Origin of the sequence: Bradyrhizobium sp. CB1015 (assembly GCF_025200925.1) — a bacterium.
GTDB lineage: Bacteria > Pseudomonadota > Alphaproteobacteria > Rhizobiales > Xanthobacteraceae > Bradyrhizobium.
The window spans coordinates 1,327,106-1,345,122 of record NZ_CP104174.1 but is presented as its reverse complement, the minus strand read 5'-3'; the positions used below and the strand labels follow the sequence as shown (position 1 = coordinate 1,345,122).

Below are 18,017 nucleotides of genomic sequence, written 5' to 3'. Positions count from 1 at the left end.
ACCTGATCCGCGCGACCGATAATCTACGCTATTCTGGCACCTTCGTCCTGGACTACTTCGGCGCAGTGTACTCCGAGGAGCTGCTCGCCGACTTCCAGCTCGCGTCCATGAGAAATATTGTCAAGCTACTCATCTTCTAGAGCGAGATGTGTGAGGGCGAGCCTGCCGGGTGTTGTGCCGGCGTCATATCGCGCTCGATTGACCTGAAGTCTCCATTGGGCGAAGTTCTCCTGACGCGTTGTGCGCAACGTCGCTGTGTGCCGTTGCGTACGCGAGGCCGGCGATTGGTCCGGTTTTCGCTCCACTGTTTGCCAAGACGAGACACGGCTCCGTGCCGTGTCGGATCTTCTACCATAACGACAACTATGGAGCGAAAGGCGATGCCATGAAGAACCGGCTTTCGGTCACCGGCAAGGCGGCAGGCACCGCCGCTGAAGCCTCGGAGTCGAGGACGCGCACCGCCCCGGCGGTCGAGCGCACAACGGAGAATGGCACCGACTTACACCTTCCTGACGAGGCTAGCGTCTCTGCCGGCACGGTCAAATCAGATCGACCACCAAACTTCACGCTGCGGAACGGCCTGCAGGTCGTCGTGATCCCGGATCATCGCACACCCGTCGTGACTCTCGAGGCCGCTTTTTGCGCAAACGCGTTTAAACAAGGCGACAATCCGGGTTGGATCTTCAGGGTAATCAAAGTGGGCGCTTTAAAACCGGAGCGTACACTGTCTGCCGCTTCAAGGAAGCGGCCACCGAGAGTACGCACCGCCATGGCTACCGTTCATTCCAATAAGTCCTTCTCGATCCATAGGACGTCGCTCGGCGAACTCTGTGTCCAAGACAAAGATCGCCGTGCCGGCCACCAGACGCGCGCTTCTTTCGGACGCCCGATATCGCTTCCCCACCGATGCTGCGCCGTCCGCCGGCGCCCCGCTCCGGATTCGATCTTGTTCTCCGTGGCCCGATAATCTCGCCGCAGAGCGATGCATGGTTGCTATTGCGTCACCAACGCGCTTCAGCCTTCGCATATCCCGACATTCATCACCAGAGTGAGAGTGAGAGCTCGGTCGTTCAGGGTCATCTTTCAGGAATTTACCAGCCGCTTCTCTCTCCGCCGAAGAGACGACCATCTAATCCAGCAGGGCTTTGTGGTCTGCCAAGCCATAGTCGCACCGCGTCGCATCCCGAGCTCGCAATCTGACGCTACGTTAGTTTCCGTCGCTTCATGAAAAGTAGATAGCGGCAGCGACGGCATCCATAGATAACCTATGGCATCACAACGATCACCACAGGCGGACAGTTGATTCTTGGCCCGCGCATTCCAGCTGCCCACAAACCTCACGTAGATCACCAATACAAGTGATTACTTCCATTCTCAGGCCTGCATCATCGGACCACGTCACTCGCTTAATGTTGAAAACGTTTATCAGTTGCAGAGCTCCAGCATCGAAGGTTCATTGCCCCTTCTTTCTGCCATGATCGCGCCCAAAGCAGAGACGCGCCGATTGCGCACCTTGCGCGCGGCAATGGCGAGTGTCTCAGGAGATGTTTCTATGGTGAAGCCAGTTGTAATTGTGGTCGGCGCGGACAAGGGAGGAGTCGGCAAGACGACCGTATCACGAACGCTACTGGACTACTTCAGCGTCAACAACGTGCAAACACGCGCATTCGACACAGAGTCGCCCCGCGGAACGCTGAAGCGCTTTTATCCCGAGATCACTGAGATCGTCGACATGACCACGACGGCGGACCAGATGAAGATCTTCGATACCTTGAACTCAGGGCTATCCGTCACTGTCATCGATGCTCGCGCAGGACTACTGTCTTCTGCGTTAGCTTCCTTGCGCGACATCGGCTTTTTGGACTCGGCACGGTCTGGCCAGATCACATTCGCCGTGTTCCACATCCTGGGATCATCCATCGCTTCGCTAGACGAGATCGCGGAAACCGCGACTTTCATGAGCGGCGCAAAGTACTACCTCGTCAAGAACTTCATCAACGACACTCAATTCTTCCAGTGGGATCAAGCGACTTATAATTCCTATTTTCACCGCATCAAACATGCGACTGAGCTGACCATACCGAAGCTCAACGAGATGGCCTATGAGCAGGTGGAAGTCGCATCCATCCCATTCATAGACTTCGTGGCAAACAAGGGACGGAACGATGAACCTGCGAACAACTCCTTCGTCCTGCGCGGCTATGTCCGGCACTGGCTGGCAAATGTCTGGAGCGAATTCGATCGCATCAACTTGACGGAATTGGCGGGGGCCAAGTCCGCCACCCGGGCCGGCGAAAAGTAGCGGCATATCCGGCGAGCTCCGGTCGGGCCTACGTACGGAACGAAATTGATCTGCTGGCTATGTTAGCGACCCCCATCTACATCATCTGCTCTCCTAGCCCGCAGGTCGGTAAAACCCTCATCGCTCGGGCTATGAGCGAGTTCTTGCTGCTGAAAAACGGCGCAACGCTATCGTTCGATGTGAACTTGAAAGAGCCGTCATTGCTCGACTACCTCCCCAACATCACGGAGACCGCGGATGTGATCGACACTTACGGCAAGATGCAGCTGATGGACCCTCTGATCATCCACGATCGGGTACCCAAGGTAATTGACCTCGGCTTTCACGCCTTCGACGAATTCTTCAAGATGTGCGAGGAGATAGGCTTCATGAAGGAGACGGCGCGCTGCTATGTCGCCCCTATCATCCTCTTCGTCGCGGGCGCAGACCGCATCTCCTTTCGCGCTTATGAAATGCTGCGGCGGCGAATTCCGCCGGCGTCGCTGGTCACCGTCCACAATGAATTCGTGCTGCGCGGCGAATTACCGGAAGCGATGGATCACGAGCGGGTGATTCGGATTCCCGCACTTCCGCTGTTCCTCAAACGATATATAGACCGGCTTAGCTTTTCCTTCACTGGATATCTGCGCAACGAGAAGGACTGGTCCACCGAGCTGCATCAATGGATCCGACGGAATTACAGCCTGTTTCGCGATCTGGATTCGAGTGTGACGCAGCGAAGGTCCGATCGTCGGCGGGGAACGGATATCGATAGCCTACGTTGCACAAGGGCCACTTGAAAGTTCGCTCTGATCCGCATCTATTCGTCCGGCCTATGAGTGGTCGTTGACCGCTGACTTCAATGGCGTTCGCAACGCGAACGCATGAATTGCGGTATACGACTGTTCGCTTGGATCTCCACCTTACGATCGTGCGCACGGGCAGCGCGAGGGCAATTGACGGCAGATCATTCGCCAATGGCTGATGCAGGCGGCCCGTCCAAGAAACGATAGCAGCCTTGGCTGGTGAGCGGCTAGGCGGATCGAAGAGGTCTTCCTTCGGGAGCCGCTCATAGCTTCAGGTCGAATTCTCCGAGCACCTGATGCATGACCGCGCCTTTGATCTCGCGGGCGATCTCGTCTCGTGTGTGGGCGCCGAGGACCCGCTCGGCATCGGCGTCGCCTGTTAGACCATGCTCGGCCAGTCGCTCAAGCGGGTTTCAAACTGTACGCTCATCGCCTCGACGAGCCGCTCCTGCATTTCAGCATAGTCTTGGGGTGCGATGCGCCTCACCACGCGTTCCTGGTTGCCAGCACGCTGCCAAATAGTCCGGAAATTCCGCCGCTTCCTGCTCCCGCACCGATGCCTCGGCCCTGGCCACATCGCCCTCGGTCACGTGAGAGACGTTCATGAAGCGCATGTCGGGAGCGGTGTGCCGCAGCTCCAGCGCGTCGCGCAGCCGGGTCTGGTAGGTAAGGTAGACCTCGATCTCATCGACATCTGCGTCGGGATCGGCACGACGAAGTGAATTGCCCTCTCGCGCGCGATCCCCTCAAGCGCTTCCGAGCGAAACATGACGCGGCCGTTCTGGAGCAGTTCGCCCAGTCGCCCGTCATAGACGCCGTCCTCGATATCAGCGTTCAGGCGTGCAGTCCGCATGCCGTTCCAGACCAAAGTAATGCGATCTTCGCAGCTCGCGTTCGCTCCCGAAGCCATCTCGAAATACTGCTCGCGCAAATGCGGCCTGAAGGCTGCCTGCCGCAGATCTTCGGCGACCGCCTGGCGGAACGCCTCATGATGTTAGTTCACGGTGCCCCGGAGCCCATCGAGGAAGCGGTGCATAGTCCGCGGCCCCCGCCTCATGGGCGAAGTGCTGCCAAGTGGCCATTGCCGTGGGCTCGCCCTCGAGCCAGTCCGCGGCGACCTCTTGTAGCGGCCGCGGCTGAACTTCCACCGCTCCAGCGGTGATCGAGAAGAAAACCTGAGGGCCGGCATAGTGTCCGGCATCGCTGTTGCCTGGCCGGCCTGCACCCAATCGGCGAGCGGATTATTCTCCAGATTAACGCTCGACTCACGGCCTAGGTGCGTCAGCAGGGTCTCGCGCACGCTGGTCAGCAGATTGTTGCTGGCACCGAACCATAGCAGCTGGTGCGAGACGGCCTCAGGCAGGCTGGTCAGCCGGTTGTGGCTGGCGCTGAGCCATTCGAACTCGGCCGGGAGAGGCTCGGTCAGGTCCGCCAACTGATTGTACTCGACGTTCAGACGCTGGAGCCCGGCCGGAAGCCGGGGCAGGTGGGTCAGGCGGTTACCGCGCGCGTCCAACTCCTGAACCGTTTTTGAAGGCGTCGGGGAGGCTTGCCAGCTTATTGTTGTCGACATTCAGGCGGCGCATCCCGGTCAGAATGGCCGCAGACAGCCTAACACCACGACCCTCCGGCGCGGATTTCCTCGAAACTCGGCAGAACTTTAGATCGAAACTCAGCCTCCGCCTTTTGCTGGAACATCGAATGGTCCACGTTGCGCAGTTGCTTGTCGCGCGTGACCACCACCGTTGAGAATTCAACGATGTCGCTGGCGCGATCGCTTTCGCCTAGCGCCCTCGCGAGGCTGGTCTGAACGGACATGAGACCTCCCAAGCTGTCGCCGCAGCGCTCGTGCCGCTATCAGTGCTGCCTGTCGCCGCCTCTGGATAGATGAACCGTCTGCTGGAGTACTTTGCTCGCGAGCTGGCTGTTCACCCAGCGCGTTTTCCCTGCACCAGCTAAGGGGTGGCTAGGCTGGGTCAGACACATCCTATTGCCCGCATCATTCCATCATCCACGCTAGCTCGCGGCTCCAACCGTCAAGTTGTACTTGACGATGCCGGCCAGGCGCCCCGTGCCGACCATCGAAATGGCCTTCCTGGCCATCGCCCGCAGGCAAGAAAACTGGAAATCAACAGGTCGTCGCCGTGATCTCCACTTGCGATGGGACGTCAACGCCTGCCAACCTTTATCTGTGGCGCATCAACAACGCTAAAACCTGGCGCAGCGTGGGATTCAAGCTATTCAATCGCTCTTCTGAGGCGTGCACAGCCGATGTCGATGGCAATGACCGTCTGTGGAATGCTCAATTGGCTCGACACTGCGTCCATCGACATTTTACCTTGTATTACCAAGATCGCAACCGCGTTCGCTTCTTGATTGGCTGGCGCGTGCCGTGGATCGCACTCAGGCTGGTTTGCGTTCCTCACAATTCGTTCTCATGGCTTTCCCATGTTGTGGATAAGCTCCACCTCGCCCATGGATTAGTTATCGGGTAAGCGATTGTGAATGCCTATAGCACGCCGGATCTACTTAACTGCTCGTCGGCCAACCAAGCTTGTGGAAGCGCTGAAATTATGCAGGACACACGATCGGGGCGCCGTGAAACCGCGAAAATCCGCCGCGATTAGTCGTCACACGCGCGGTGTCGGGTGATATTGATTGGTAAGAGTTGCACACATCTTGCTCGGGGACAACGGGCGGAAAGTCGTAAGTCCTCAGCTCAACTATTCGGCAGAAATGCGGAGCCAAGCAACGGCCGCTCAGACGATCGCCATGCTTGATACTCCAGGGACGAATATCAGTGATGACTTCGATTGATGATACATTAAGTGAGATCAGATGGTTGCGAAACGAAATCTGGCGCTGCCGTCGATTACTTGGCACTGGTCTGCTTGGCGCGGAGCGGGAGGCCGTGGAGAAGCGTCTGCATGAACAGCTTTCTGCCTTTCAACGACTCGTATCGACGGCCTTCCCTTTAGCCCTGAGCTCTGAAGTGTATTCTTTCAAGAGTACCACGTTCGGGCGAAGCGACTCCCCTGGAGCGCCCATCGAAAACGCCGCAATGGCATCAAGCGGTTGCCTCGAGAAGTCGATCAGCGGCTAACAAAAGATGTTTTCCTAGCGCACTCTATTACCTTGAGCCCGGCAGTCCAGCCCAAGGTAGTTCCAAGCTGAGAATCTAAGGGAAACCAACTCCAACGCTAATATTCCGGCGAATCGTCTGCCCGTCACTACCGCTTAGCTTACCTGCCCAAAAACACCTAGTCGCCGACCATAACGGTATAGATTGGTGAGCAGTACGGAATTCCTGCATATGTCAGGCCATTCCCTCCTCAGCTTACGCAGTTGTCGTTCGGACCCGTTACAGCGAACCCATAGCAACGTCACGTAAGCCTCGAAGTCGCCGTATGGCTGCAGCGCTGTTTGAAGCGCAACTGCTGCCAATCGATCCACGGATCAGTCCTCAGATAGTTGAGCTGCGCGAGGCAGGCTGATCCTTCAGTCCGATCAACTTGCAGCCACCAAGCTGGTCAAACCCCGGGCCCGGTCAGGCTGAACACCTCACTATCGTTCGAGTTCGCAACTGCCGTGCCTCACTCTGGATGAAGGCCTACTGGACGCCTGTTGAGAGATTGTCTCGACCGGTCGCTTTTGTCCGCGGCGGCGGTAGGCATCATGCGTCGGCATTCGCGGCGTAAGTTTTTGAAATTTTCCGTAAGACAAAACATGGCCACATCAGCATCGTTACGGCCTGTAAAGCGGTCACAGAAGCGGATCACGTCTGGTTTGCACGACACCAAGACTTCCTCGGCCCGACGATCTCGCGCGCGAGCATATCCTGTGCACCACGTCGCTGCGATCGCGATCGCAGCGAGGACGGCCGAATAGCGATGCGCATTGCAGGTCCAGCCCATTCGTCGCCCTTGATTCACCAAACCTCTCAACTGTTTTTCTTTGCCCCGCGAGGCTGATCTGTTTACCGGATTCGAGCGCTTCGGCAGCCACTGGCTCACTGTTCCGGGCGCCGCAATGATAACGGCGCCCCGAATCATCGTCCCGCTAGGCGCAACACGCATTGCGAGGACCGGGATCAAACAGAGATCCGGCCGTTTAGCGCTTGTGTGCCGATGTTGGCTCCCAATATGGCGTTTTGCTTCGCAATGCCTACATCCTGACGTTACGGGCGATTCAAGCACTTTGAGCGCGCGGACAGCGCATATCATCTCATATCAGCGCTTTTTCGAAGAGAGGCTGCCAACCTTCTCCTTCGCGCAGATCGGAAGGTGCGCCAGCCGGAGGCAGCGACTTGTGTATCACTGACGCGTTTTACGGCCGCACATTCGCCGAAGCACCGTCTCCAATGCGAGAGGCATGGTTTCACCCTCAGGTGCCATCTCATAGCTCCTGCATGTGCGGTTGGCGACGCGAACGTCCAAGGTCCTACAATGCGGCGATTTAGGACGCAGGGTGGAGACCGATGCAAAGCCTCCCTTGCCACTAGCCGGCCAGGTATTCCTTAAAACGGCACGCCGATTGCTGGGTAAGGATAAAGCTGCCGCGAAGGAAGCGGTCGCGGCGGAGCCGGGATTCCAATGAAGTTAATTCGATTCATCATGATCGATCTAGCTTTGATGCTACTCGCACCTGAGAGTGCAAAGGCCACCATTGTGGCGACGGACGCAAACTTCGAATCGGCTCGCGAAGCTGTGGGATCCGTAATGCCGAGTTCTGGCCCCGAGCCAGTATTCGGCTCTGGCGTGATCGGACAGCTTTACCGCCAAGCCTCTCAAGCCGCGCTATTCGAACATGCGCTCGGCCCGCCAAGCAGACTGACAACCTTGCGCTGCTGGAAGGGCGCTTACCTCTCAATGGCAAGTGCAGCGAGCAACGTCCGATTGCCACAATCCTAGCGGCGCGGAGCTGCTCAACAAGACTCCGGTCTTGATACCAATCTGCAGTCCGCCCCCTACCCTAGGCCCTCACGCGAGCAGAAAAGCCCGTGCTGCCGCGGGATAGAGTGGATCGTCGGAAGCATGGCGATCAGCTCCACTGCAGCCATTGGCCTCCTGACTTAGCTGAGAAGATACAGCACATGCTAAGGTTCATCAGAGAAGCCAAAAAGGGCTATATCGAAGTTGCCTTCAACGGCTCTCTCGGAAGCATTTTGCTAGATACGCAATTCAGCGTACAGCCAAAGGCGTCACAGCGATTCTTGGTCCGCCCGGGTGCGGCAAAACTACACTCGCGCGCTGCATCGCTGGCGTCCAGCGCCTGCCGAATGGATTCTGTGCGATTGATGGGGAGATTTGGCAGGATGAGACTACGTTTCGACCGACTCATCTTCGTCACGTCGCATTTGTATTTCGCCTACCGATTCTCTCTTCTCATTTGTCTGTACGACACACCGTTTTATACAACGCGTCCAAATCGGAACAGGCACTGATCGATTTTGATGGTGTGGTCGAATTGCTCGCCTTGGCGCCACTGCTCGAGCGTTTGCCATCAGATCTTTCCGGAGCGGAGCGACAGCGACTCGCCCTTGGCCGTGCGCTGTTGGGCCAGCCTCGGCTACTCTTGCTGGACGATCCACTCATTGGGCTCGACCGCTCCGCCAAATGCGAGATCCTGCCCTTTCTCGAGCGCATGCGGCAAACGCTTCCATTGCCGATGATTTACTTCGGCCATGACATCGCTGATATCGAGCGTTTTGCCGATTATCTCGTGATGATGAAGGGTGGCGCCGTGACTACGGCCGGTCCGCTCAATGTCATTCAGAGCGATGCGGCGCTTGCCAGGCGGGGCGAAGCGGCAGTCTGTCTTGATACTACGGTCGGCGGGTATGACGGGCGCTATGGGCTGATCATGCTCCGCCTCAAAGCTGTGCGCTTTCTGATACCTGGAGTGCCGCTTACACCGGGCGCGCAGCTGCGGCTGCGCATCGCTGCCGACGACGTCAGCATTGCGCGCGAACCTCGGCGCGCAAGCTCTATCCTCAATGTTTTTCCAGCACGCATAAAAGCCTCTCTGCCGCACGGCGAGGCTGAGGTCACCTTGGTTCTGACCCTTGAAGCCGGCCGATCTGGCGTGCCGCTTTTGGCGCGCGTCACACGCCGCTCCTTTGATGCGCTACGGCTTAGCAATGGAGGGCAAGTATTCGCGGAGGTCGCGCGCGCCGTTCCGCTCGGGCTGCCGAGCGGTTGCTTGCAACGCCTACCACATTCGCAGGAGCACCTTCGACAGCTATGCCCGATGCGAGAAAAACACCAACAAGATCCCGGCCGTGATCGATAATCTACATGAGATCGATCCGAATAGTGTTCCGGGCAGTTCTCTACCCTCCAAAAGACGAATAGGCTACTGGCCGATGTGGCTCAGGATGTCGGGCACCAATGCGTACGCATCGGCGACAGGTGCAGCGACACTCGAGGCCAGCAAATGGGCACGCACGTTATACTCGCAATCGATTTTGCGAGGGGAGAAAAGATCTCGATTTCGCAACCACTCGGCAGCAGGTGCCCTTTAGTCTTGATATAAATGGGCTTGCCGAGCCCGCAGCCGTCGGACCGGCCAGCTGTTTCTCGTTCTTTTAGCGAATTTGCTGATCGCGAGGAGATCGATCTTATTGCGAAGCGCGCGGGAAAAGGCCGACCGGCGAGCCTCACCGCGGACTTGGCAGGCTGCTGCCTTGATCGTGGCGCGCAGCCGGGCCCCATCCGAGCTGCGGTGCTTTGGTTACAACCGGACGACCTGAACGCGACAGTGGGGCTGCCGAGCACGTCGGCTCCGCAACCGTCCATCAGAATTTTTGCCATCTCCGGAAGCCGCCTTAGCTCTAGCGTCCGCTCCTGCGTCACATTGATGTCTTACGAACGCGCCGATTGTGGACCCTCAACGGCGAGACGTCGCAGTTCGACCAGCTGCGCGCGCTAAATAGCGCAAGCCGACATCAAGCCCGTAGCTGGCTTTGCGGTACCTACCGGTCGATGACGAGACTGCTACGGTTCGGGTCTGACGTCTTCCCGCCAAGTCCCTGACCAGCGCCCGCGTGCCGTCGAGCTCAAAGGCACCCTAATCCTAGCCATTCCTCTGCTGGGGTATGGCGGTGTTTTATAGTTGGCTCCAACGCCTTGTGAGAGCATTGGTGCTCCAGATGACCGTCAGCTTAGTGCTGATCGAGGCACCAAGCGCGCGAACATGCCCGGACCCAAGCCGCGGGGCTGGTCTTGTTGCGCCCATTCCAGACCTAAGAACGTAACCGTCCGGTGAGGCTTTCAATTACCCATAACTTTGACCACTCGAGCTGATCCGCTGATCGGCGAAATCTTGAATCGAAAGAATCACTTGTGATTCCTTGCTGAGCACCTGATTCGCGAGGGGGTGCTCTATGGGGCTGACATTAAGGGATCGATCGACAAGAGGCTGTTTGCGGTCCTTGGACGGGGAATGTTGGATTGATCGAGAGAGTAGTGGATGCGAGTTTAGGGACGCGCGGCTCGGCGACAGATTCCGCAAACTGCTCACGCAGATTGGAAGCGCCATGGGACAAAGCATTCCGCTCGTCTGCCAGGATTGGGCGAATACCAAGGCAGCCTACCGCTTCTTCTCTAACGACCGGGTCAGCGAAGCGGACATTCTGGCCGGCCATTTCCAATCGACACGTGATCGTGCCGCCGCCACTGGAGATCTCGTTCTTGTGCTGCACGATACAACCGAGTTCAGCTATCAACGCGAGAAGTCAGAAGCGATCGGCATCACCAAGAGCATAAACAGTGGACGGGATAAGGCAGGTCGCCTCAGATCGCACACGGTTTGCGGCATCCTGATGCATTCGAGCCTCGCGGTTACAATCGAGGGGGTGCCGCTGGGGTTGGCGGCCGTTAAGTTCTGGACCCGGAAGAAATTCAAGGGGACGGCAGCGCTTAAAAAGAAGATCAATCCGACCCGGATTCCCATCGAGAAAAAGGAAAGCGTCCGGTGGTTGGAAAATCTGAAGCAGTCTACGCAACTCTTGGATCATCCGGGACGATGCATCCATATTGGTGATCGCGAGAGTGACATCTACGAACTCTTCTGCGCAGCACAGGAGATCGGAACCCATTTCCTGATCAGGACCTGCGTCGACCGCTTGGCTGGAGACGGGGATCACACCATCGCCGACGAAATGGACGAGGTCGCCGTCAAAGGGCTCCATCGCATCGAAGTCAGAGACAGCAACGGCGATCCCGACCAAGCCGTTCTTGAGATCAGGTATCGCAAGATACGCGTTCTGCCGCCGATCGGAAAGCAGAAGCGCTATCCCGCTCTGACCCTGACAGTGATCCATGCCGAAGAGCGCGGGACGCCGAAAAACAGAAAAAAGATCGATTGGAAGCTGATCACCGACCTGCCTGTTGGTTCCCGCACCGACGTCATTGAGAAGCTCGAATGGTATGGTTTGAGATGGAAGATCGAGGTGTTCCACAAGATCCTCAAATCGGGCTGCAAAGCTGAGGAGTCGAAGCTTAGGACCGCCCAGCGTCTGACCAACCTGATCTCGCTCTTTTGCATCCTGAGTTGGCGGGTCTTCTGGATGACGATGCTCAACCGTTCCGCCCCAGACGCGCCACCAACGCTCGCGTTGACTGCGACTGAAATCGGCGTGCTCGATCGCCTCGTCAACGACAAACCAAGAGCAAGACGGAGAACGCTCTCGCACTATCTGATCAAGATCGCCCGGCTCGGCGGTTATCTCGCCCGCGCCAGCGATCCGCCGCCCGGCAATACGGTCATGTGGCGCGGGCTGTCACGCCTCACCGACATCGCGCTGGGCGCCATGGTCGGAGGAGAATTTGTGGGTAATTGAAAGCCGGTGAGGGCCGCGGGATGATCCGCGGTGCGGTGGCCCGATCAGGCCGCAGACTGAACAGGGCTGTTCTTCCATTCCCAAGGCAGCAGCTCATTGAGCCGACCTTGCGGGGTGCCGGCGATGCGGGCCAAGACGTCCGCCAGCCAGGCTTGCGGATCGACGTCATTGAGCTTTGCCGTCATGATTAGCGTCGCCATGGTGGCGGCGCGGTCGGCACCACGTGGAGACTTTGTCGATAGGCTTCAGAGTTTCAGTTTCCATCACCTCTGCTATCCAAACTACGGGGCTCTGACTTCTACCCCGGCAGGTTTGTCTCCTGCTGAACATGCCAGCCTTCGCTGGACACACAACCGGGCGTGAGACTCTCGCCTCACCCGGCTCCCATCAGGCAAGCTTGCCGCCATCGCCGAGTTGCCAATGCACAAAGAGCCTGCGGTTCTCACGCGCGATCTTCTCCAGGAAGAGACGCGCGCGTCCCAAGCGGTGATGGAAGCGCTTGTACTTTCGCTTCAACCAGATAGCCAACGTCTGGTTGATGTAGCGCGCCAAAGGATAGAGCGCCGAACGCGTATATTGCCCATAATAAGCGATCCACCCCCTAACCATCGGGTTTAGCTCGCGGGCAATATCGTCCAAAGTCACCTCGGTTCGCTTGCGAAGTTTCAAGCTTCGGATCGTCGCTCGCATGGCATTCAGCGCTGGTTTGCTGACCGCCGGAGTGAACCCGCAGAACATCCTCTGCGAACGCGGCCGCAGGACCGATCGCGGCCGGAAGCAATAACCGAGAAAGTCAAACATGACCGTCTCAGTCTTGCCCCGGCGTCGGTCGTCCTTGCAGTAGACGATCCTCGTCTTCGTAGGATGCAGTTCCAGGCAGCACTCTGCCAGCCGAGCCTGGAGCGCTTCGCGAATGCTTTGCGCCTCCATCTCATTCCGACAATGTACCAACCCGTCATCTGCATACCGACACCACCGGAGATCGGGGAACATCCGTGCCATCCAGAGATCAAATGCATAGTGCATGAAGAGGTTGGCGAGGATCGGGCTCACCACGCCCCCTTGTGGGGTACCGCGGCTTCGCTCGATTATCGTTCCATCCTCTTGCACCATCGGCGCTGTCAGCCATCTTTCAATGTAGAGCAGCGCCCATGCGCACGTCACATGTTTCCGGACGGCCCGCAGCAGACGCTCGTGGTCGATATTATCGAACAGTCCCTTGATGTCGAACTCCAGAACCCAATCGTACTTCCAGCACCGCTGTCGCGTTACGCCTACGGCATCGAGAGCCGATTTACCGGGTCTGTAGCCGTAAGAATCCGCCAGAAAGATTGCGTCGAGAGCCGGCTCAATTAGTTGTTTGACAACCGTCTGTGCCACGCGGTCTGCCACAGTGGGCACCCCGAGGATCCTTTGGCCCCCACTCTTCTTTGGAATGGAGACGGCGCGAACAGGCGGCGGGAAGTAGGCGCCTGAGCTCATTCGATTCCAAATCTTGTAGAGATTGCTCTTCAAGTCGGACTCGAACTGCTCAATCGTCACTCCGTCGACACCGGCTGCGCCACCATTGGATCGCACCTGCAGATATGCTTCGTACACCTCTCTCTTGTCGATGTTGAACGGTTTGCTCGGCTGGTTCACCGTCGTCCTCCTGTTGTCAGTTGCGACGGTGGCCAGCCCTCCTGATCCGATCCCTTTGCTCCGGCCCCATTACGAGCCTTCGTCGCTAATACGGATCGGTCCGTCCCAGTGCTCCGCGTCGGTAATCTCGCCTCGCGGTCTTCTCCGCTTGTGCTTCTCCCTTTCCATCGGAGCGACTGGTTCCTGCAGTTCCGCGGCAGCGCCTGCATCCGATTCACGCCCCCTCAACGCCGGTCGCCGCCCGCCCGGTCATCAGGCTTCCGGCGGGCTCATCCCAGAGGGACGACACACCTCTGGTTTTGACGACGATTTCCACGTTACGACGGTTCATCGGCGGGTTCATTTTCATTCGTCTCTCGGACGCCTATCCGTTCGGGTATTCCCGACCGTTGGCTTCAACGCTCACGACCGCGCCTCTTAAGCGAAGCCGCTTGAAGTGATTTGGGACCTACTCCTGAAAGTCGATCCCGAGGGGCCTACCCTCATCGCTGCCACAGCTTGTGCACACAGATTTTCAGATCATCTCGATCATCCTTTCCGTGTGCTTCTGCAGCACACTGTCATCGCCATGCAGTCGCTCGGCGGAGAGGACGTGACGCTCGATCAGCCCATAAAGCGGCTGCAGGGCCGCCGCACAGGCGCCGACCTGGTCAGCCAGTGTCGACAGGCTCAGAACGATACCCTCCCGGGCGTAGCGCTCGCTCTGTCGGTTCAAGGGCTGATGCTGGCCAAACTTCTCGAACAGGATCATTGCCAGCAGGTTCGGCCCGGCAAAGCCGCGCGGCGTCACGTGGAAGGGCGCTGGCGGCTGGGTGATCGTCTCGCAGTTCCGGCACGAGAACTTCTCGCGAACCGTCTGGATCACCTTCCACTGCCGGGGAACGACCTCCAGCGTCTCGGTGATGTCTTCGCCCAGCTTTGATAGCTTCGATGAGCCGCAGCAAGGGCAGCTCTGCGGTGCGGCGACTACGACACGCTCGCGCGGCAAATGGTCGGGGAACGGTTGGCGCGACGGCCGCTTGCGCTCGAAAGATCTGACGGTCTGTGTCTTGGCCGCCGCCCTCTCGGCCGCCAGTTCGTCTTCGGTTGCGGTGGCTTCCAATTCTTCGAGCTCAAGCTCCATCTGCTCTAGGAGCCGTGCCTTGCGCTCCGAGCGGCTGCCATAAATCTGGCGACGCAGCTTCTCGATCTCGAGCTTGAGATAACTGATCAGGGCCTCGGCCGCCTTCGCGTCGGCAGCTTCCGCTTTGGCGCTCGCCGCGACCGCTTCCGCTTGAAGACGCGCGGCGCGCTCCGCGAGGATCATCGCATGCGCGGCGGCAAGATCGGTGGGGAGCGATTCAAATGTGGTCACGATGATGATGGAATCACATCCATCACGATCCGCAAGCCCAAAGCCTCATCCCACCGATGTCGGCCGCCACGTCTCTTGTGGGTGCCGCCAGTCGATCCCGGACAAGAGATAGCCGAGCTGCGCCGACGAGATCGTCACCACACCTTCCGCCGGGCTCGGCCAGATGAAGCGCCCTCGCTCCAGGCGCTTCGTGAACAGACAGGCGCCCTGGCCGTCATGCCAGATGACCTTCAAAAGATTGCCCCGGCGACCGCGGAAGCAAAACAGGTGGCCGCCAAGCGGGTCGCGATGCAGGATCTCCTGAACCTGCAACGCAAGCGACGGAAAGCCCTTCCGCATGTCGGTATGGCCGGTCGCGAGCCATACCCGCACGCCGGCAGGCAACGGGATCATCGTGGCCGTCCATCAGTCAGCGCCGCCACGACTGCGCTCAGCGTCGCCGCGTCAACCGCGCCCGTGATCCGCATCCGAGCCCCGGCCGCGAACTCAATCTCGATCGCACCGCAGCTTCCGGAGGGCGCCGTCAACGGTTGCAGGTCTGGCGCAATGGAGACTGCCGCAAAACCGACTTCGCCATCCTGTCGCGGCATCGGCTCAGGCCCGCAAGCGAGGACGCCCCTGCGAGCCTGCCGCCGCCAAGCCGTAACCAGATTGCGGTGAACGTCATGTCGCCGAGCAACCTCGACAACACTGGCCCCAGGCGCCAGACTTTCCTCCACGATCCGAAGCTTCTCGGCACTCGTCCACCGCCGTCGCCGCTCTGGACCGGACAGAACCGTAACCGTCGTCACGTTTGCTCATTTGCTTGCCAATTAATGAGCAAACCATCTCACGCTCGAACCCGATCCGGGAAGGCGGCCTCCACCGGCTTTCAATTACCCACAAATTCTCCTCCGACCATGGCGCCCAGCGCGATGTCGGTGAGGCGTGACAGCCCGCGCCACATGACCGTATTGCCGGGCGGCGGATCGCTGGCGCGGGCGAGATAACCGCCGAGCCGGGCGATCTTGATCAGATAGTGCGAGAGCGTTCTCCGTCTTGCTCTTGGTTTGTCGTTGACGAGGCGATCGAGCACGCCGATTTCAGTCGCAGTCAACGCGAGCGTTGGTGGCGCGTCTGGGGCGGAACGGTTGAGCATCGTCATCCAGAAGACCCGCCAACTCAGGATGCAAAAGAGCGAGATCAGGTTGGTCAGACGCTGGGCGGTCCTAAGCTTCGACTCCTCAGCTTTGCAGCCCGATTTGAGGATCTTGTGGAACACCTCGATCTTCCATCTCAAACCATACCATTCGAGCTTCTCAATGACGTCGGTGCGGGAACCAACAGGCAGGTCGGTGATCAGCTTCCAATCGATCTTTTTTCTGTTTTTCGGCGTCCCGCGCTCTTCGGCATGGATCACTGTCAGGGTCAGAGCGGGATAGCGCTTCTGCTTTCCGATCGGCGGCAGAACGCGTATCTTGCGATACCTGATCTCAAGAACGGCTTGGTCGGGATCGCCGTTGCTGTCTCTGACTTCGATGCGATGGAGCCCTTTGACGGCGACCTCGTCCATTTCGTCGGCGATGGTGTGATCCCCGTCTCCAGCCAAGCGGTCGACGCAGGTCCTGATCAGGAAATGGGTTCCGATCTCCTGTGCTGCGCAGAAGAGTTCGTAGATGTCACTCTCGCGATCACCAATATGGATGCATCGTCCCGGATGATCCAAGAGTTGCGTAGACTGCTTCAGATTTTCCAACCACCGGACGCTTTCCTTTTTCTCGATGGGAATCCGGGTCGGATTGATCTTCTTTTTAAGCGCTGCCGTCCCCTTGAATTTCTTCCGGGTCCAGAACTTAACGGCCGCCAACCCCAGCGGCACCCCCTCGATTGTAACCGCGAGGCTCGAATGCATCAGGATGCCGCAAACCGTGTGCGATCTGAGGCGACCTGCCTTATCCCGTCCACTGTTTATGCTCTTGGTGATGCCGATCGCTTCTGACTTCTCGCGTTGATAGCTGAACTCGGTTGTATCGTGCAGCACAAGAACGAGATCTCCAGTGGCGGCGGCACGATCACGTGTCGATTGGAAATGGCCGGCCAGAATGTCCGCTTCGCTGACCCGGTCGTTAGAGAAGAAGCGGTAGGCTGCCTTGGTATTCGCCCAATCCTGGCAGACGAGCGGAATGCTTTGTCCCATGGCGCTTCCAATCTGCGTGAGCAGTTTGCGGAATCTGTCGCCGAGCCGCGCGTCCCTAAACTCGCATCCACTACTCTCTCGATCAATCCAACATTCCCCGTCCAAGGACCGCAAACAGCCTCTTGTCGATCGATCCCTTAATGTCAGCCCCATAGAGCACCCCCTCGCGAATCAGGTGCTCAGCAAGGAATCACAAGTGATTCTTTCGATTCAAGATTTCGCCGATCAGCGGATCAGCTCGAGTGGTCAAAGTTATGGGTAATTGAAAGCTCCACCGGAGGCTTACCTAAGAACGGGTGGCATATAGTTTGCTCCACCAGTGAGGTCACGATCTACAAAACGAAGTTTGTGAGGACAGCATGCTCGGAATTGGAAGTCAGTTGCCGCCATTCGACATCACAGGCGTGAAGCCCGGTTTTCAAGCGCACGAAGAAGAGGGGCAGAGTGCATTTGAGACGCTGACCGAAACGAGCTTTTCGGAAAAATGGAAGATCATCTTCTTTTACCCCAAGGACTTTACATTCGTCTGTCCGACAGAGATCGCTGAATTTGCCAGCCTTTCCAAGGAATTCGCTGACCGGGATGCGGTTGTACTGGGTGGTTCGACTGACAACGAGTTCTGCAAGCTTGCTTGGCGGCGTTCGCATGTCGACCTGCACAATCTACCAATCTGGCAGTTTGCCGATACAAAGGGAACGCTCGTCGATGGCCTTGGCGTGCGTTCACCCGAAGGGGTCGCCTATCGTTGCACCTTCATTGTTGACCCCCAAAATACGATCCAGCACGTTTATGCGACCAATCTCAGTGTGGGGCGCAGTCCTAAGGACACGCTCCGCGTTCTGGACGCGCTGCAAACCGGCGAGCTCTGTCCCTGCAACCGCGAAATCGGCGGCGAAACCTTGAAAGTTGCTTGAGCC

Annotated in this window: 12 protein-coding genes and 4 pseudogenes; 6 read left to right on the top strand and 10 right to left on the bottom strand. The window is 58.2% G+C overall.

Going from position 1 to position 18,017, the window contains the following annotated elements; all coding sequences use genetic code 11:
* Nucleotides 1–385: 385 nt before the first annotated feature.
* From N2604_RS39535 to N2604_RS06135, 3 genes and pseudogenes are all read left to right on the top strand, one after another.
* Nucleotides 386–625 (top strand): annotated as a pseudogene (locus N2604_RS39535) (hypothetical protein); the annotation flags it as partial.
* A 927-nt stretch (nt 626–1,552) separates the two neighbouring features.
* Nucleotides 1,553–2,302, top strand: coding sequence for a hypothetical protein (locus N2604_RS06140; RefSeq protein WP_036031156.1), 750 nt, complete (start codon nt 1,553–1,555; stop codon nt 2,300–2,302).
* A 59-nt stretch (nt 2,303–2,361) separates the two neighbouring features.
* The gene (locus N2604_RS06135; protein WP_036031124.1) at nt 2,362–3,081 is read left to right on the top strand and encodes a hypothetical protein; all 720 of its coding nucleotides are present in this window, start codon (nt 2,362–2,364) and stop codon (nt 3,079–3,081) included.
* A gap of 461 nt (nt 3,082–3,542) precedes the next feature.
* Here the strand turns inward: N2604_RS06135 and N2604_RS06130 are convergent.
* The 3 genes and pseudogenes from N2604_RS06130 to N2604_RS06120 form a co-directional block, all read right to left on the bottom strand.
* A pseudogene (locus N2604_RS06130) lies at nt 3,543–4,018 on the bottom strand (NEL-type E3 ubiquitin ligase domain-containing protein).
* Nucleotides 4,019–4,081: 63 nt separating this feature from the next.
* Nucleotides 4,082–4,660 (bottom strand): hypothetical protein, encoded by a 579-nt coding sequence (locus N2604_RS06125; protein WP_260374197.1) that lies wholly within the window; start codon nt 4,658–4,660, stop codon nt 4,082–4,084.
* Nucleotides 4,661–4,698: 38 nt separating this feature from the next.
* On the bottom strand, nt 4,699–4,905 hold the full coding sequence (locus N2604_RS06120; RefSeq protein WP_050996247.1) for a hypothetical protein: 207 nt from the start codon (nt 4,903–4,905) through the stop codon (nt 4,699–4,701).
* A gap of 3,360 nt (nt 4,906–8,265) precedes the next feature.
* Here N2604_RS06120 and modC point away from each other — a divergent pair.
* Complete coding sequence (gene modC, locus N2604_RS06115; RefSeq protein WP_311740022.1) at nt 8,266–9,378, top strand: molybdenum ABC transporter ATP-binding protein; 1,113 nt, start codon at nt 8,266–8,268, stop codon at nt 9,376–9,378.
* Between the two features lie 1,093 nt (nt 9,379–10,471).
* A complete protein-coding gene (locus N2604_RS06110) occupies nt 10,472–11,929 on the top strand; it encodes an IS4 family transposase (RefSeq protein ID WP_260374195.1) in 1,458 nt (485 codons plus the stop codon).
* Between the two features lie 44 nt (nt 11,930–11,973).
* Here the strand turns inward: N2604_RS06110 and N2604_RS06105 are convergent.
* The 7 genes and pseudogenes from N2604_RS06105 to N2604_RS06075 form a co-directional block, all read right to left on the bottom strand.
* Nucleotides 11,974–12,159: pseudogene (locus N2604_RS06105) on the bottom strand (transposase domain-containing protein); the annotation flags it as partial.
* Between the two features lie 157 nt (nt 12,160–12,316).
* Nucleotides 12,317–13,570, bottom strand: a complete 1,254-nt coding sequence (gene ltrA, locus N2604_RS06100) for a group II intron reverse transcriptase/maturase (RefSeq protein ID WP_199752525.1) — start codon at nt 13,568–13,570, stop codon at nt 12,317–12,319.
* A gap of 214 nt (nt 13,571–13,784) precedes the next feature.
* Nucleotides 13,785–13,919: a hypothetical protein gene (locus N2604_RS06095; RefSeq protein WP_256436599.1), complete on the bottom strand. Its 135-nt coding sequence runs from the start codon at nt 13,917–13,919 to the stop codon at nt 13,785–13,787.
* 201 nt (nt 13,920–14,120) lie between these two features.
* A pseudogene (tnpC, locus tag N2604_RS06090) lies at nt 14,121–14,876 on the bottom strand (IS66 family transposase); the annotation flags it as partial.
* Nucleotides 14,877–14,969: 93 nt separating this feature from the next.
* Nucleotides 14,970–15,317 carry an IS66 family insertion sequence element accessory protein TnpB gene (tnpB, locus tag N2604_RS06085; RefSeq protein WP_027520144.1) on the bottom strand — a complete coding sequence of 116 codons (348 nt, stop codon included), beginning with the start codon at nt 15,315–15,317 and terminating at the stop codon, nt 14,970–14,972.
* Nucleotides 15,314–15,643: an IS66-like element accessory protein TnpA gene (gene tnpA, locus N2604_RS06080; RefSeq protein WP_311740021.1), complete on the bottom strand. Its 330-nt coding sequence runs from the start codon at nt 15,641–15,643 to the stop codon at nt 15,314–15,316. Before tnpA ends, tnpB begins: the two co-directional genes overlap by 4 nt.
* 152 nt (nt 15,644–15,795) lie before the next feature.
* Nucleotides 15,796–17,253, bottom strand: coding sequence for an IS4 family transposase (locus N2604_RS06075; RefSeq protein ID WP_260374195.1), 1,458 nt, complete (start codon nt 17,251–17,253; stop codon nt 15,796–15,798).
* A 206-nt stretch (nt 17,254–17,459) separates the two neighbouring features.
* Between N2604_RS06075 and N2604_RS06070 the strand changes: the two genes are divergently transcribed.
* Nucleotides 17,460–18,014, top strand: coding sequence for a peroxiredoxin (locus tag N2604_RS06070; RefSeq protein ID WP_036031991.1), 555 nt, complete (start codon nt 17,460–17,462; stop codon nt 18,012–18,014).
* Nucleotides 18,015–18,017: the final 3 nt, after the last annotated feature.

Coding starts and splice junctions, on each gene's coding strand:
- N2604_RS06120 (WP_050996247.1), bottom strand. CDS start 4,905: ATGTCCGTTCAGACCAGCCTCGCGAGGGCGCTAGGCGAAAGCGATCGC.
- N2604_RS06135 (WP_036031124.1), top strand. CDS start 2,362: ATGTTAGCGACCCCCATCTACATCATCTGCTCTCCTAGCCCGCAGGTC.
- N2604_RS06125 (WP_260374197.1), bottom strand. CDS start 4,660: ATGTCGACAACAATAAGCTGGCAAGCCTCCCCGACGCCTTCAAAAACG.
- tnpB (WP_027520144.1), bottom strand. CDS start 15,317: ATGATCCCGTTGCCTGCCGGCGTGCGGGTATGGCTCGCGACCGGCCAT.
- N2604_RS06095 (WP_256436599.1), bottom strand. CDS start 13,919: ATGAAAATGAACCCGCCGATGAACCGTCGTAACGTGGAAATCGTCGTC.
- N2604_RS06075 (WP_260374195.1), bottom strand. CDS start 17,253: ATGGGGCTGACATTAAGGGATCGATCGACAAGAGGCTGTTTGCGGTCC.
- N2604_RS06140 (WP_036031156.1), top strand. CDS start 1,553: ATGGTGAAGCCAGTTGTAATTGTGGTCGGCGCGGACAAGGGAGGAGTC.
- N2604_RS06110 (WP_260374195.1), top strand. CDS start 10,472: ATGGGGCTGACATTAAGGGATCGATCGACAAGAGGCTGTTTGCGGTCC.
- N2604_RS06070 (WP_036031991.1), top strand. CDS start 17,460: ATGCTCGGAATTGGAAGTCAGTTGCCGCCATTCGACATCACAGGCGTG.